The organism is Massilia litorea, assembly GCF_015101885.1.
GTDB classification, from domain to species: Bacteria; Pseudomonadota; Gammaproteobacteria; order Burkholderiales; family Burkholderiaceae_D; genus Telluria; species Telluria litorea.
The window spans coordinates 4,009,899-4,025,005 of the sequence record NZ_CP062941.1; the positions used below are offsets into that span (position 1 = coordinate 4,009,899).

At 66.1% G+C, this 15,107-nt stretch carries 9 protein-coding genes and 2 tRNA genes; 4 read left to right on the plus strand and 7 right to left on the minus strand.

Going from position 1 to position 15,107, the window contains the following annotated elements:
• The first annotated feature begins 174 nt into the window (after window positions 1–174).
• Window positions 175–1,794 (plus strand): tetratricopeptide repeat protein, encoded by a 1,620-nt coding sequence (locus LPB04_RS18080; protein ID WP_193685887.1) that lies wholly within the window; start codon window positions 175–177, stop codon window positions 1,792–1,794.
• A 12-nt stretch (window positions 1,795–1,806) separates the two neighbouring features.
• Here LPB04_RS18080 and LPB04_RS18085 read toward each other — a convergent pair whose 3' ends face one another.
• Entirely contained in the window at window positions 1,807–5,406 is a 3,600-nt protein-coding gene (locus LPB04_RS18085; protein ID WP_193685888.1) for a hydantoinase B/oxoprolinase family protein, read from the minus strand.
• A 96-nt stretch (window positions 5,407–5,502) separates the two neighbouring features.
• Between LPB04_RS18085 and LPB04_RS18090 the strand changes: the two genes are divergently transcribed.
• Window positions 5,503–7,011, plus strand: a complete 1,509-nt coding sequence (locus LPB04_RS18090) for an NAD(P)H-hydrate dehydratase (protein ID WP_193685889.1) — start codon at window positions 5,503–5,505, stop codon at window positions 7,009–7,011.
• A gap of 201 nt (window positions 7,012–7,212) precedes the next feature.
• Here LPB04_RS18090 and LPB04_RS18095 read toward each other — a convergent pair whose 3' ends face one another.
• A complete protein-coding gene (locus LPB04_RS18095) occupies window positions 7,213–7,929 on the minus strand; it encodes an ABC transporter ATP-binding protein (protein ID WP_193685890.1) in 717 nt (238 codons plus the stop codon).
• Between LPB04_RS18095 and LPB04_RS18100 the strand changes: the two genes are divergently transcribed.
• Both LPB04_RS18100 and mnmH read left to right on the plus strand, forming a co-directional pair.
• Window positions 7,928–8,551, plus strand: coding sequence for an arylesterase (locus LPB04_RS18100; RefSeq protein WP_193685891.1), 624 nt, complete (start codon window positions 7,928–7,930; stop codon window positions 8,549–8,551). The two genes, LPB04_RS18095 and LPB04_RS18100, sit on opposite strands and share 2 nt — an antisense overlap.
• On the plus strand, window positions 8,551–9,606 hold the full coding sequence (gene mnmH, locus LPB04_RS18105; protein WP_193685892.1) for a tRNA 2-selenouridine(34) synthase MnmH: 1,056 nt from the start codon (window positions 8,551–8,553) through the stop codon (window positions 9,604–9,606). The genes LPB04_RS18100 and mnmH overlap by 1 nt, the downstream gene beginning before the upstream one ends.
• A 112-nt stretch (window positions 9,607–9,718) precedes the next feature.
• On the opposite strand, the gene LPB04_RS18110 is transcribed toward mnmH, so the two are convergent.
• The 5 genes from LPB04_RS18110 to lon all read right to left on the minus strand — a co-directional run bounded on the left by LPB04_RS18110 (window position 9,719) and on the right by lon (window position 15,084).
• Window positions 9,719–11,635 (minus strand): SurA N-terminal domain-containing protein, encoded by a 1,917-nt coding sequence (locus LPB04_RS18110; RefSeq protein ID WP_193685893.1) that lies wholly within the window; start codon window positions 11,633–11,635, stop codon window positions 9,719–9,721.
• A 117-nt stretch (window positions 11,636–11,752) separates the two neighbouring features.
• Window positions 11,753–11,829 (minus strand) — tRNA-Asp (locus LPB04_RS18115).
• Window positions 11,830–11,846: 17 nt separating this feature from the next.
• Window positions 11,847–11,923, minus strand: a tRNA-Asp gene (locus tag LPB04_RS18120).
• A 105-nt stretch (window positions 11,924–12,028) separates the two neighbouring features.
• Window positions 12,029–12,301 carry an HU family DNA-binding protein gene (locus LPB04_RS18125; RefSeq protein ID WP_193685894.1) on the minus strand — a complete coding sequence of 91 codons (273 nt, stop codon included), beginning with the start codon at window positions 12,299–12,301 and terminating at the stop codon, window positions 12,029–12,031.
• Between the two features lie 374 nt (window positions 12,302–12,675).
• Complete coding sequence (gene lon, locus LPB04_RS18130) at window positions 12,676–15,084, minus strand: endopeptidase La (RefSeq protein WP_193685895.1); 2,409 nt, start codon at window positions 15,082–15,084, stop codon at window positions 12,676–12,678.
• Window positions 15,085–15,107 lie beyond the last annotated feature (23 nt).

Below are 15,107 nucleotides of genomic sequence, written 5' to 3' on the forward strand. Positions count from 1 at the left end.
TGGAAGTCGGTTGATGCAGCGTGGCTGCGGGTGGAAGATAGCCCGCTATTATACAGGGTTGATAATATTGCCCCCGCATAGGGGCGCTTTCGGTTGCCCGGCGGGATGGTTGTCGGTATTGTAGCGATTGATATTGACGACATAGGCGGCGTCCAGCGGCCGATGAAAGAGACGATGCAAGAGAACAGCCAACTGTCGGTACTGGTAATCGATCCCAACCCGGGCATGCGCAGCAACCTGCAGAACATGCTCAATGGCGCGGGCATCAACAAGATCGAATATGCCGTCAACTCGGGCACGGCGATTCGTCAGCTGACGCGGCGCGCCTACGACATCGTCCTCTGCGAATACGACCTGGGCAGCGGCGACGGCCAGGACGGCCAGCAGCTGCTCGAAGACCTGCGCCACCACCGCCTGATCAGCCCCTGGGCGATCTTCATCATGCTGACCTCGGAAGCCGTGTACGGCAAGGTGATCGGCGCGGCCGAGCTGGCGCCGACCGATTATGTGCTCAAACCCTTTACCGCCGAGACGCTGGGGGCCCGCGTCGCCCGCGCCCTCGAGCGGCGCGCCGTCTTCCTGCCGACTTATCAACTTGTGGCGCAGGGCAATGTACGGGAAGCGATCCGCTCCGCCGCGGCCGCCGGGATCGCCCATCCGCGCCACGCCCTCGAGTTCGCCCGCCTGCGCGCCGACCTGCACGTGAGCATCAAAGAACACGGCGAGGCCGAGGAGATCTACCGCAAGGTGCTCGACTACAAGCCGCTCGGCTGGGCCGGTCTCGGCCTGGCCCGGGCGCAGTTCGCGCAGGGCCGGGTCGAGGATGCGCGCGAAACGCTGCAGGTGCTGGTGGCCGCCAATCCGCGGCTGATGGCCGGCTACGACCTGCTGGCACGCTGCCACGAAGCGCTCGGGAACCAGGCCCAGGCGCAAAAGATCCTGGAGGAAGCGGTGGCGATCTCGCCGCACATGGTACGCCGCCTGCGCAAGCTCGGCGAAGTGGCGCTCGAGGCCGGGGACACGGCGGCTGCGGAAAAATCCTTCAAGCAGGTGGTGAGCAAGGCGCGCTATTCCGAGTTTCGCGATCCCGAAGACCATGTGCGGCTGGTCAAGGCTCTGGTGAAACGCGGCGACCTGGCGGGCGCGAGCGGCGTGGTGCGTGACCTCGAGCGCTCGATGAAGGCAAGTCCCGAGCTCGACGCCTGCGTCGCCGTGTCGAACGCGGCCCTGCACGACGCGGCCGGCAACCGGACGGCAGCCGTGGCCGATCTGCAAGGCGCGGTGTCGGCGGTACGCGCCGGCAGCGGCCTGTCCACCAGCCTGAAGCTGGGCCTGGTGCGGGCCTGCCTCGACCATCGCCTGGACCAGGGTGCGCAGGACGTCATGATGGCCGTGGTGAACGACGCCGACAGCGGCATCACCAGCGAGCATGCGCTGACCCTGTTCGCGCAAGCCGGCCGGCGCGACCTGGCCGATGGCGTCCAGCAGCAGCTCAAGGCCCAGGCCCAGATCCTGCTCGGCGTCGCCGACGAGAAGCGCAACATGGGTGACGTGCGCGGCGCCGTCCAGACCCTGCTCGAAGCCCTGCACATGGCGCCGTCGAACCTGCAGGTCACGATTGCCGTGGCCGGCGGCGTGCTCAGGCAAATCAACGAGCTCGGATGGGATCATCCGCTGGGCGAGCTGTGTTACGCCCAGCTCGAAAAGATCCGGGCCATCGACGCCCAGCATCCGAGACTGGGCCCGCTCGAGACCGAGTACCAGGCAATGCGCCGCAAGTACGGTATCTCGTAGGGACACTGGGGCTCACGCCTCTCCGTACCCTCCCCCGCCCGGCGTCTCGATCACGAACAGGTCCCCGGCCGCCATCTCGACCTTGCCGATATGGCCGACCTGCTCGACCCGCCCATCGGCACGCACGACCGTGTTGACGCCGCGCGCGCCCGGCTCGCCGCCCGCCATCCCGAAGGGCGCGTAGATCCGGTTGTTCGACAGGATCGCGGCCGTCATCGGTTCCAGGAAGCGCACCTGGCGCACGCCGCCCTTGCCGCCATGCCAGCGCCCGGCGCCGCCGGAACCGGGCCGGATCGCATAGCTCTCCAGCCGCACCGGGAAGCGGAACTCGAGGATCTCCGGATCGGTCAGGCGCGAATTGGTCATGTTGGTCTGCACGACGTCGGTGCCGTCGAAGCCCTCGCCCGCGCCGCTACCGCCCGAAATGGTCTCGTAGTATTGGTAGCGGGCGTTCCCGAACGTAAAATTGTTCATCGTGCCCTGCGAGGCCGCCATCACGCCCAGTGCCCCATATAAGGCGTTGGTGATGCAGGTCGAGGTCTCGACGTTGCCGGAAACGACAGAGGCCGGGTAATGCGGGTTGAGCATCGAGCCGGGCGGGATGATCACCTCGAGCGGCTTCAGGCAGCCGCCGTTGAGCGGGATCTCGTCCTCGACCAGGGTACGGAACACGTACAGCACCGCGGCCATGCAGACGGCGGACGGCGCGTTGAAATTGTTATCGAGCTGGCTTGACGTGCCGGTGAAGTCGATGCGGGCGCTGCGTGCGGCGCGGTCGACCGTGATCGCCACCGCGATGCGCGCGCCGTTGTCCAGTTCCACGGTGAAGGCGCCGTCCTTCAGGGCCGTGATCACGCGCCGCACGGCTTCCTCGGCATTGTCCTGCACGTGGCCCATGTAGGCGCGCACGACATCCAGGCCGAAGTGCGCCACCATCCGCAGCAGCTCCTCGACGCCCTTCTGGTTGGCTGCGACCTGGGCGCGCAGGTCGGCCATGTTCTGGTCCGGATTGCGGGCCGGGTAGCGCGCGCCGTTCAACAGCGCACGCGCTTCGGCCTCGCGCAGGATGCCGTCGGCGCCGTCGACCAGCTTGAAGTTGTCGATCAGGACGCCCTCCTCCTCGATGTGGCGCGAGTCCGGCGGCATCGAGCCCGGCGTGGTGCCGCCGATGTCGGCGTGGTGGCCGCGCGACCCGACGTAGAACAGTATGTCGATGCCCGCTTCGTCGAACACGGGCGAGATCACCGTCACGTCCGGCAAGTGGGTGCCGCCGTTGTAGGGGTCGTTCAGCACATACACGTCGCCGGCCCGCATGCGGCCCGCATTCTCGCGCATCACGGTCTTGATGCTCTCGCCCATCGAGCCCAGGTGCACGGGCATGTGCGGCGCGTTCGCTACCAGGTTGCCGGCGGCATCAAAAATGGCGCAGCTGAAGTCGAGCCGCTCCTTGATGTTCACCGAATGGGCCGTGTTCTGCAGGCGCAGGCCCATCTGCTCGGCGATCGACATGAACAGGTTGTTGAAGATCTCGAGCATGACCGGATCGGCCGTGGTGCCGATCGCGCGCCGCTCGGGCAGCGCCTGCACGCGGCGCAGCACAAGGTGATTGTAGGGCGTGACCTCGGCCTGCCAGCCCGCTTCGACGACCGTCGTCGCATTGTCCTCGGCGACGATGGCCGGGCCGTCGATGCGGTCGCCGGGCCGCAGGTCCGCGCGCCGGTAGATCGCGGTCGCGCGCCATTCGCCGGCGCCGAACATGGGCACCGTGTCGAAGGGGTGCAGGCCGCCGTCGCGCGGCATGACCGGGGCGATCGTCTCCGGTGGCGCTTCCGAGCGTCCCAACGCTTCCACCGACACCGCTTCCACGATCAATGCGCGCGAGGGCATCAGGAAGGAGAAGCGGCGTTTATAGGCGGCTTCGAACTGGGCCTGCATCGCCTCCGGCGCAGCGAAGTCCACCACCAGCGCCGAATCCGTGCCCTCGTAGCGCAGGTGCACGCGCTTGACGATGTCGATGCGCGCGTCGACCACGCCCTGGGCGCGCAGGTCGCCGCTCGCGGCCTCGGCCAGGGTGTCGAGGCGTGCGGCCAGCGCTTCGCTGTCGGCCGCACCCAGGCGCTCCTCGACCGCCTGCTCGCGCATCGCGCTCTGGTCGGCCCGGCCCATGCCGTAGGCCGACAGCACGCCGGCCAGGCCGTGGACGAAGACCGTCTTCATGCCGAGCGCGTCGGCCACCAGGCAGGCATGCTGGCCGCCGGCGCCGCCGAAGCTGGTCAGCGCATATTCCGTGACGTCGTGGCCGCGCTGCACCGAGATCTGCTTGATGGCGTTGGCCATGTTCCCGACCGCGATCTGGATGAAGCCTTCGGCGACCTGTTCGGGCGTACGCTCGTCGCCTGTGGCTGCGGCGATCTCGCGCGCCATTTCCTCGAACCCGGCGCGCACGACGCCGGCGTCGAGCGCTTCGTTCCCGCCCGGTCCGAACAGGTGCGGAAACTGCCCCGGCTGGATTTTACCCAGCATCAGGTTGGCGTCGGTGACCGTCAGCGGCCCGCCGCGGCGGTAGCTGGCCGGGCCCGGATTGGCGCCGGCGCTGTCGGGGCCGACGCGGTAGCGGCTGCCGTCGAAATGCAGGATCGAGCCGCCGCCGGCCGCCACCGTGTGGATGCTCATCATCGGCGCGCGCATCCGCACGCCGGCGACCTGGGTCTCGAACACCCTTTCGAATTCGCCCGCATAGTGCGAGACATCGGTCGAGGTGCCGCCCATGTCGAAGCCGATGACGCGCTCGAAGCCGGCCAGCCGGCTCGCACGCACCATGCCGACGATGCCGCCCGCGGGGCCGGACAGAATGCTGTCCTTGCCCTGGAAGGCGCGCGCATCGGTCAGTCCCCCGTTCGACTGCATGAACTGCAGGTGCACGCCCGGCAGTTCGGCCGCGACCTGGTCGACATAGCGGCGCAGGATCGGCGACAGGTAGGCGTCGACCACGGTGGTGTCGCCGCGCGCGACCAGCTTCATCATCGGACTGACTTCGTGCGACACCGATATCTGGGTAAAGCCGATCTCGCGCGCGATGCGGGCGACTTCGGCTTCGTGCCGCGCATGGCGGTAACCGTGCATGAAGACGATCGCCAGCGCGCGGGTGCCGCTGTCGAACACCGCCTGCAGCCCGGCGCGCGCTTTCGCCGCGTCGAGCTCGCGCACGGTCTCGCCGTGCGCGCCGATGCGCTCGTCGACCTCGACCACCTGGCCGTACAGCAGCGCGGGCAGCACGATGTGGCGTTCGAACAGCCTGGGACGGTTCTGGTAGGCGATGCGCAGCGCGTCCCGGAAGCCGCGCGTGATCGCCAGCGCCGTGGGTGCGCCCTTGCGCTCGAGCAGCGCGTTGGTCGCGACCGTCGTACCCATCTTGACGGCCCCGATGCGTTCAGTCGGCAGCGGCTGGCCGGGCGCCACGTTCAACAGATGGCGGATGCCCGCCACGGCGGCGTCGCGGTACTGCTCCGGGTTCTCGGAGAGCAGCTTGTGCGTCGTGAGGCTGCCGTCGGGGCGGCGCGCCACGATATCGGTAAAGGTGCCGCCGCGGTCGATCCAGAACTGCCAATCCATTCCTTACTCCATGCGCTGTCAGGTATGCTCCTATTGTATTCGCCCCTCGCGCCAAAATTGGCGAAAATGCACTGTTGGTACCACTTTGGAGTCCGGATGGACAATCGTCTTTACAGCGTGGCGCAGATTCGCGCCACGGAAGCCGCCGCGGCGGAAAGCCTTGAACCGGGCGCATTGATGCGCCGCGCCGGGCGTGCCGGCGCGGATGCCGCCCTCGAGCTGCTCGGCGGCGCACGGGAACGGCCGGTGCTGGTGCTGGCCGGCCCCGGCAACAATGGCGGCGACGCCCTCGAGCTGGCGGCCAACCTGGGCGAAGCCGGGGTCGACGTCGTCGTGCTGCACCTGGCCGGCAGCGGCAAGGTGTCCACGGAGGCGGCCCAGGCCCTGGCGCGCGCCCGCGCCAGCCGCGCCAACTTCGCCGACGTCGCACCCGACGTGCGCGACTGGGCACTGGTGGTCGACGGCCTGTTCGGCATCGGCCTGCAACGACCGCTCGAGGGCCGCTACCGCGACCTGGTGAGCGCCATCGACGGCGTGCGCTGCCCGGTGCTGGCGCTCGACGTGCCGAGCGGCCTGGACGCGGACAGCGGCGCGGTTGTCGGTCCGAACGGCGTCGCCGTCCACGCCACCCATACGATCACCTTCATCGGCGACAAGCCGGGCCTGCACACGGCCGAGGGCCGCGACCATGCGGGACAGGTGCAGGTGGCCGGCCTCGAGCTCGATGAAGCCCTGTTCGAGCCGGCGCAAGCCTGCATCGGCTCGCCCGCGCTGTTCGCAGCCAGCCTCGCGCCGCGGCGCCAGAATTCGCACAAGGGACAGTTCGGCGACCTGGCCGTGGTCGGCGGCGCCCGCGGGATGACCGGGGCCGCGGTGCTGGCCGCGCGCGGCGCGCTGTACGCCGGCGCCGGACGCGTGTTCGCGGTGACGATCGACCCGGCGCCGGCCTTCGACCCGGTGCATCCCGAACTGATGTTCCGCCTTGCCCACGACTTCGACTTCGCCGGCCGCGTGCTGGTGCTCGGCCCCGGCATGGGCGACGCGATGGAGGCGATGCGCGCGCTCGGCCACGGCATCGACAGCGCGGCGCCCATCGTGCTCGACGCCGACGCCCTCAACCTGGTCGCGGCCAGCACCGAACTGCAGGCGCGCCTGACACGGCGCCAGTCGGCTACCCTGGTCACGCCGCATCCGCTGGAAGCGGCGCGCCTGCTGGGCAGCTCGGCGGCCGAGGTGCAGGCAGACCGGCTGGGGGCGGCGCGCAGGCTGGCCAAGCGCCTGCAGGCGGTCGTGGTGCTCAAGGGGGCCGGCAGCGTGATCGCGCGGCCGGATGGCGAGATCGTGATCAACCCGACCGGTAATCCGGGCCTGGCGACGGGCGGCAGCGGCGACGTGCTGGCGGGCGTATGCGGCGCACTGCTGGCGCAGGGCTGGCCGGCCTGGGAGGCGGCGATCGGGGCCGTGTGGATGCACGGGGCGGCGGCGGACCGGCTGGTCGATGAAGGTATCGGGCCGGTCGGAATGACGGCCGGGGAATTGCCGGCGGCGGTGCGGGCGGTGTTGAATGGCTTGATCCGGGAGCGCGGCCAGACACGCGCCCGTTGACGCGTGGGGCGAGCGGGGAATTCGGACAGCATGCTGTCCGCCCGCGGAGCGCCCTGCCCGTGAGGCAGGGCACGAGTGCCCACCCTACGTTACGCAGCGGCCGAGGGGTGCAATCGAGACGGCGGTGCACCGTAGGGTGGGCACCTCTGCCCACGCGTCAACGCACGGATGCAAGTCGAAACGTGCTTCGATGCCTACTGACTAAACCAGCTTCCCCGCCGCAATCGTAATCGTCCGCCCACACCGTGCCGCCATCGCGGAATCGTGCGTGACGAGCACCAGGGTCGACCCGCGTTCGCGATTGAGTTCGAACATCAGCTGGATGATGGCCTCCCCGGTCGCCGCATCCAGGCTGCCGGTGGGCTCGTCCGCGAACAGCAGCGGCGGCTCGGTCACGAAGGCGCGCGCCAGGGCCACGCGCTGCTGCTCGCCGCCGGACAGGTATTTCGGATAATGGCGCAGCCGGCTGGACAGGCCGACGCGGCCCAGCATCGCTTCCGCTTTTGCCCGCGCCTGGCCGTCGCCGCGCAATTCGAGCGGCAGCATCACGTTTTCGAGCGCGTTCAAATGCGCCAGCAGCTGGAAGGACTGGAACACGAAACCGAGCCTGGCCTTGCGAAACGCGGCGCGTCCATCCTCGTCGAGCGCGAAGATATCGGTGCCGCCCAGCAGCACGCGGCCGCCGCTCGGGGTGTCGAGACCGGCCAGCAGCCCGAGCAGGGTCGACTTGCCGGAACCCGAGGCGCCGACGATCGCGAGCGTCTCGGCCGGTTGCACGGTAAAATCGATGCTGTGCAGGATGGTGAGTTCGCCGCTGGCGTCCGCCACCCGCTTGGACAGGCCTTCCACCTGGATTGCAGCCGCCCCGTCTGTCGCGGCGGAGTCCGTATATTTGAAAGCCTCGGGATGATCGCGCATGCTCTCTTTTCTCAATAAATTCACTGTCGCGGCAGCCCTCGTGGCTGCTTCGGCGAGCGCTTATTCTGCACCAAAAACCGTACTCGTGGTGGGCGACAGCCTGTCGGCCGAATATGGCCTCACACGCGGCGCCGGCTGGGTCGCCCTGCTCGAACAGAAGCTGAAAAGCGAAAAGATCGACGCCAACATCGTGAACGCCAGCATCAGCGGCGAGACCACCAGCGGCGGGCGAGCGCGGCTGCCCGCCCTGCTCAATGCGCACAAGCCCCAGATCGTCGTCATCGAACTCGGCGCCAACGATGGCCTGCGCGGATTGCCGGTCGACGCCGCCTCGACCAACCTGCGCGAAATGATCACGATGGCGCAGAAGCATCGCGCCAAGGTCATGTTGATCGGCATGCGCATGCCGCCGAACTATGGCCGTGCGTACACGGAGCGCTTCTTCGGCATGTTCAGCACGCTCTCGAAGGAATACAAGGCGCCGCTGGTGCCCTTCATGCTGGAAGGCGTGGCCGACAAGCCGGCGCTGTTCCAGGCCGACCGCCTGCACCCGAGCGCGCAGGCACATCCAATTATCCTGAATAACATCTGGCCGACTTTCTCGACACTGATCACCAAATAATGAAATATCCCGCCGTACTGAGCTTTGCCGACATCCTTCCCGAACTCGACCGCTTCGACACCATCATCGACGCCCGCAGCGAGGGCGAGTTCGCGCTCGACCACTTGCCCGGCGCCATCAACTGCCCGGTCCTGAACGACGAGGAGCGGGTGCGGGTCGGCACGCTCTACAAGCAGGTCGGCGCCTTCGAGGCCAAGAAGGTCGGCGCGGCCCTGGTCGCGCGCAACATCGCGCGCCATCTGGACGAGCGCTTCGGCGACAAGCCGAAGGACTGGAAGCCCCTCGTCTACTGCTGGCGCGGCGGCAACCGCAGCGGCTCGCTGGCCCACATCCTGGCCAAGATCGGCTGGCCGGCGATCCAGCTCGACGGCGGCTACAAGGCCTACCGCGCCGCCGTGAGCGCCGCCCTGGCCGCGCCGCCGGACCTGGAATGGCGGGTCATCTGCGGCACCACCGGCAGCGGCAAGAGCCGCCTGCTGGAGACCCTGGACGGGATCGGCGCCCAGGTGCTCGACCTCGAGCGGCTGGCGGCCCACCGCGGCTCGGTGCTCGGCCACCTGCCCGACGAGCCGCAGCCGACCCAGAAGATGTTCGAGACCCGGATCTGGAACAAGCTGCGTCATTTCGACCCGAGCCGTCCCGTGTTCGTCGAATCCGAGAGCAAGAAGGTCGGCAACCTGCGCGTGCCGGACGCCGTCATGGAGCGCATGCGCGCGGCGCCCTGCGTGGCCCTGACGCTGTCGCGCCCGAACCGGGTGCGCCTGCTGATGGAAGACTACGAACACTTCGCGCGCGACCCGCAAGCCCTGAACGGCCAGCTCGACCACCTGGTCCAGCTGCACGGCCGCGCCCGGATCGACGAATGGCACGCCCTGGCCAACAGCGGCGCGATGCCGGAGCTGGTCGACCAGCTGCTGGTCGAACACTACGACCCGGCCTACCTGCGTTCGATCGACCGCAATTTCGTCCAGTACGGGCAGGCGCGGGTGCTGGAGTTGAGTGATATCGGGCCGCAGGACTTCATGAAGGCGGCGCAGTCGCTGCACGCGGCCTGACCGACGCCGCGTAGGGTGGGCGCTCCGTACCCACCTGCGGCGAGACGTAAAAAAACCCGGACACGCGAGCGTCCGGGTTTTTTGTATGTGACTCAGGCCCGCAGGCCTGCGCTTACTGCGCCTTGGCCGCCTCTTCGCCTTTGGCGACATTGATCTTCACCTTGGACTTCGCCTTGATCGCTTCCACGAAGTTGTACAGTTCCGCCTGGCCGACCAGGCCGCCGATCTGCTGTGCTTCCTGGGCGCGGCGGGCGGCGTCCGGCTGGGCCGGCTGCGAGACCTTGCCGATTCGGTAGACGCCATAGCCCTGGCCCGGCAGCTCGACACCGACATAGGCCGGCAACTTGGTCACGTCGGCCTTGAACACGGCCAGCGCACCGGCGGTGTTGATCGCCGGCTGCCTGGTGCGCGACAGGACCTTCGCTTCGCCGAAACCGGTGGCGTCGCCGGACGCCTTGGCGGCGGCCAGTTTCGCTTCGCCGGCCTGGCGTGCCAGGCGCAGCGCTTCTTCCTGGGTCACGCGCTGGCGGATCTGCGGCTCGACCTGCGCCATCGGCAGTTTCGAAGCCGGGTGGAACTCGACCACGCGGCCGGCGATCAGGACCGCAGGCGCGACTTCGACGGCTTCCGTGTTGCGCTTGTTCTTGATGGCGTCCGTCGAGAACAGGGCCGTCAGGAATTTCTCGTTGTTGAACGGCGCGGCGCCCAGTTGCGGATTCGGCTTGCGGTTCAGGTTCTCGGCGGTCTGGATCTTCAGGCCCAGCTTGTCGGCCGTCGGCTTCAGGCTGTCGGACTGCTCGTAGACGCTGTTGTTGAATTGCTCGGCCAGCTCCGAATACTTCTTCGACAGCTTCGACTTCTTCACTTCGGCAGCAATCTCGTCCTTCGCATCGGCGAGCGACTTCTGCGTCTGCGGCTTGATCGAGGTGAGCTTGATGATGTGGTAGCCGAATTCCGACGGCACGATGCCGCTGATCTCGCCTTCCTTCAGGCCGTAGATCGCGTCTTCCATCGACTTGCCGAAGGTGCCGCGTTCGATCGGGCCCAGGTCGCCGCCGCGGCTTGCCGACTCGGCATCCTGCGACTGGCTCTTCGCGATCGCCGCGAAGTCGGCCGGGTTCTTGCGCACCTCGGCCAGCACGGCTTCGGCTTTCGCCTTGGCTGCGGCTTCCTCGGCCGGCTTGGCGCCCTGCGCCTTCGTGATCAGGATGTGGCTGGCGGTACGCTGTTCCGGCGTGGTGAAGCGCTTCTTGTTGGTTTCGTAGAACTGGGCGATTTCGGCGTCGCTGACAGTGACCTGGCTTTCCACGGCACCGGCGTCGAGCACGATGTACTCGGCCTTCACGCTTTCCGGAATCTGGAACAGGCTGGCGTTCTTGTCGTAGAAGGCCTTGACCATGTCGTCGGTGACCTTGACCTGCGCCAGGTACTGGGCCGCCGGGAAAATCAGTTCCTGGACTTCGCGTTCCTGGTCGTTGATGTCCGAGACGCGGCTCGCCACCGAACGCGGCACGAATGCGGTGGCCTGGACCGAGCCTGCCAGCTGCTGGATCGCCATGTCGCGGCGCATGCGCGCCTCGAAGACTGGCGCCGTCATGCCCTGCGCGGCCAGCGCGGCGCGATAGGCGTCCATGTCAAAGCTGCCGTCCGGCTTCTTGAAGGCGCCCATCTCGGCAATGGCCTTGGCGATACTGGTGTCGCCGACGGTCAGGTTGCTGCGCGCGATTTCGGCGTTGACGGCACGTTCGGCAACCAGGTTTTCGAGCACTTCGCGCTTGGCTTCGGGCGTGTCGAACAGTTTCTGGTCGAATTGTGGACCCATCTGCTGGCGCGCCTGGTCGATCTGCTTGCGCTGCGCATCGTCCCACTCCTGCTGGGTGATCTTGCGGCCATCGACGGTCGCGACGCCCGCACCGCTGTCACCACGGTTCTGGTAGCTCTCCACGCCGACGAGCACGAACGAGGGAATGATCAGCAACAGCAGGACGAACTGCAATATGCGCTTGTTATTACGTACAAAATCAAACATGGTCCACCAATCGCTGTAGAAATGGCTTCAAAGCACAAGTTAAAAAAAAAGGCGAACTCGCGTTCGCCTCTTCTCATTGAAACGCTCTTTCCGAGCATTTCGAATACTGCTGAAATCTGGCGGAGCGGACGGGGCTCGAACCCGCGACCCCCGGCGTGACAGGCCGGTATTCTAACCAACTGAACTACCGCTCCAAATTCGTTGTATGCCGTGGCGGAGCGGACGGGGCTCGAACCCGCGACCCCCGGCGTGACAGGCCGGTATTCTAACCAACTGAACTACCGCTCCACGAACATACTGGGTACTGCATCACCCTCAAGAAAGAAAGCCGAGAGGCTCATGCCCTCTACTCCTCAAAGGATGTTTTCTTTGCGTGTCACCGCAAAGAAGGCATTAGTTTACAGCATCTTTTAACGCTTTACCAGCCTTAAATTTCGGAACCTTTGCAGCCTTAATCTTGATCGGTTCCTTGGTGCGCGGATCGCGGCCAGTACGGGCCGCGCGTTCGCCGACGGTGAAGGTGCCGAAGCCGACCAGGGTCACGCTGTCGTTCTTCTTCAGGGTGTTCGTCACCGCTTCGATCATCGCATCCAGGGCACGGGTGGCCGAGGCCTTGGTAATGTCCGCGGATTTCGCGATTTCTTCGATCAGTTCAGTCTTGTTCACTCGTATCCTCTAGGTCGTTCTGACGCGGCGGCGCTGCGCCTTCCTGCAAAAAGTGCAAGCGCGTATTAAACAAGGGGGAATTGCTTCTGTCAAGCAACATTCACCGGTGAATGCTTGGGTGTGGCGAATTGTTGGCATTGGCATGGACGTGGGATGCTACCTTGGTGTCCGTGATAAACGGTTCGACCAGGCCGCGTTCGATAACGCGTGGGCATGCCCACCCTACGGTACGCAACAGTCTCGGCAGACGCATGACGTAGGGTGGGCATGCCCACGCGTAACGTAACCGATGCGGCGCCGCGCGGCGTTTTCATGGACGACGCGCGCGCAAAAAAGGCGCCCCGCGGGGCGCCTTTCATTCGATCAAACCGCGATCAGTGCTTGACGACGTCGCCCTGCCCGTCCGTTGCCGTCGCCGCTGGCGTGACCGGCACGGCCTGCACCTCGACGATGGCTTCCGGCTGGCGTTCCAGTGCGATTTCCAGCACCTTCTCGATCCAGCGAACAGGCACGATCTCGAGCTTGTTCTTGACGTTGTCCGGAATCTCGGCCAGGTCCTTCACGTTCTGCTCGGGGATCAGCACCGTCTTGATGCCGCCGCGATGCGCCGCCAGCAGCTTCTCCTTCAGGCCGCCGATCGGCAGCACTTCGCCGCGCAGCGTGATCTCGCCCGTCATCGCCACGTCGGCACGCACCGGAATCCCGGTGAAGGCCGACACCAGCGCCGTCGTCATGCCGATACCGGCGGACGGACCGTCCTTCGGCGTCGCACCTTCCGGCACGTGGATGTGGATGTCGCTCTTTTCGAACGCTTCCGCCTTGATGCCGAAACGCTGGGCACGGCTACGAACCACCGTGCGCGCCGCTTCGATCGATTCCTTCATCACGTCGCCCAGGGTACCGGTACGGATGATGCCGCCTTTACCAGGCACGTTCACGGCTTCGATCGTCAGCAGGTCGCCGCCGACTTCGGTCCAGGCCAGGCCGACCACCTGGCCAACCTGGTTTTCCTTCTCGGCCACGCCGAAATCGTAGCGGCGCACGCCCAGGAACTTGTCCAGGTTCTTGCCGTTGACGATGACCGCCTTCTCGCTCTTTTTCAGGAGCAGCATCTTGACGACCTTGCGGCAGATCTTCGAGATTTCGCGCTCGAGCGAACGAACGCCGGCTTCGCGGGTGTAGTAGCGGATGATGTCGCGGATTGCCGACTCTTCCACCTTGATTTCGCCGTCCTGCAGGCCATTCGCCTTGACCTGCTTCGGCAGCAGGTAACGCTGCGCGATGCTGGTCTTCTCGTCTTCGGTGTAACCCGACAGGCGGATGACTTCCATCCGGTCCAGCAGGGCCGGCGGGATGTTGAAGGAGTTCGAGGTCGCCACGAACATCACGTCCGACAGGTCGAAGTCGACTTCCAGGTAGTGGTCCGAGAAAGTGTGGTTCTGTTCCGGATCCAGCACCTCCAGCAGGGCCGACGACGGGTCGCCGCGGAAGTCCGCACCCATCTTGTCGATCTCGTCGAGCAGGAAGAGCGGGTTACGGACGCCGACTTTCGCCAGCGACTGCAGCACCTTGCCCGGCATCGAGCCGATATAGGTACGGCGATGGCCGCGGATCTCGGCTTCGTCGCGCACGCCGCCCAGGGCCATGCGCACGAACTTGCGGTTCGTGGCACGGGCGATCGACTGTCCGAGCGAGGTCTTGCCGACGCCTGGAGGGCCCACGAAGCACAGGATCGGGGCTTTCAGCTTGTCGACGCGCTGTTGCACTGCAAGATATTCCAGGATGCGTTCTTTAATCTTGTCGAGGCCATAGTGCTCGGCTTCCAGCACTTTCTCGGCGTTCGACAGGTCGTTGGTGACCTTCGACTTCTTCTTCCACGGCAGCGACACCAGGGTGTCGATGTAGTTGCGCACGACGGTGGCTTCGGCCGACATCGGCGACATCAGCTTGAGCTTCTTGATCTCGGCGGTGGCCTTGTCGAGGGCCTCCTTCGGCATCTTGGCGGCGATGACTTTCTTCTCGAGCTCGTCGATGTCGGCGCCGTCTTCGCCTTCGCCCAGTTCCTTCTGGATGGCCTTGACCTGTTCGTTCAGGTAGTACTCGCGCTGCGACTTCTCCATCTGGCGCTTGACGCGGCCACGGATGCGCTTCTCGACCTGCAGGATGTCCAGTTCGCCTTCCAGCTGGCCGAGCAGGTGCTCGAGGCGCTTGGCGACGTTGAAGATCTCCAGGATCACCTGCTTCTGCTCGAGCTTGAGCGGCAGGTGCGCGGCGACGGTGTCGGCCAGGCGGCCGGCGTCGTCGATGCCTGCCAGGGATGCGAGGATCTCGGGCGGGATTTTCTTGTTCAGTTTTACGTACTGATCGAACTGCTGGACGATGGCACGGCGCATCGCCTCGACTTCGGAATCGTCGCCGATTTCCGAACGCAGCGGGGTCAGCTCGGCGACGAAATGGGTCGGCGCATCGCTGATGTGATCGATCCGGGCACGCTGGGAGCCTTCGACCAGCACCTTCACGGTACCGTCGGGCAGTTTCAACATTTGCAGGATGTTCGCGACGCAGCCGATCTCGTAGATGTCCGCGGCGGAAGGTTCGTCCTTGGCAGCAGCCTTCTGGGCGGCGAGCATGATGCTCTTGCCCTGTTCCATCGCGGCTTCAAGCGCCTTGATCGACTTCGGGCGGCCAACGAACAGGGGTATCACCATATGGGGAAATACGACCACGTCGCGCAACGGCAGCAGGGGCAGCGTCGTTTGCTCGGTTAATTTCGAAGTTGTCATGGTATACCTTATAAAAAGCGTGT

Coding starts and splice junctions, on each gene's coding strand:
- LPB04_RS18080 (WP_193685887.1), top strand. CDS start 175: ATGCAAGAGAACAGCCAACTGTCGGTACTGGTAATCGATCCCAACCCG.
- LPB04_RS18085 (WP_193685888.1), bottom strand. CDS start 5,406: ATGGATTGGCAGTTCTGGATCGACCGCGGCGGCACCTTTACCGATATC.
- LPB04_RS18090 (WP_193685889.1), top strand. CDS start 5,503: ATGGACAATCGTCTTTACAGCGTGGCGCAGATTCGCGCCACGGAAGCC.
- LPB04_RS18100 (WP_193685891.1), top strand. CDS start 7,928: ATGCTCTCTTTTCTCAATAAATTCACTGTCGCGGCAGCCCTCGTGGCT.
- LPB04_RS18095 (WP_193685890.1), bottom strand. CDS start 7,929: ATGCGCGATCATCCCGAGGCTTTCAAATATACGGACTCCGCCGCGACA.
- mnmH (WP_193685892.1), top strand. CDS start 8,551: ATGAAATATCCCGCCGTACTGAGCTTTGCCGACATCCTTCCCGAACTC.
- LPB04_RS18110 (WP_193685893.1), bottom strand. CDS start 11,635: ATGTTTGATTTTGTACGTAATAACAAGCGCATATTGCAGTTCGTCCTG.
- lon (WP_193685895.1), bottom strand. CDS start 15,084: ATGACAACTTCGAAATTAACCGAGCAAACGACGCTGCCCCTGCTGCCG.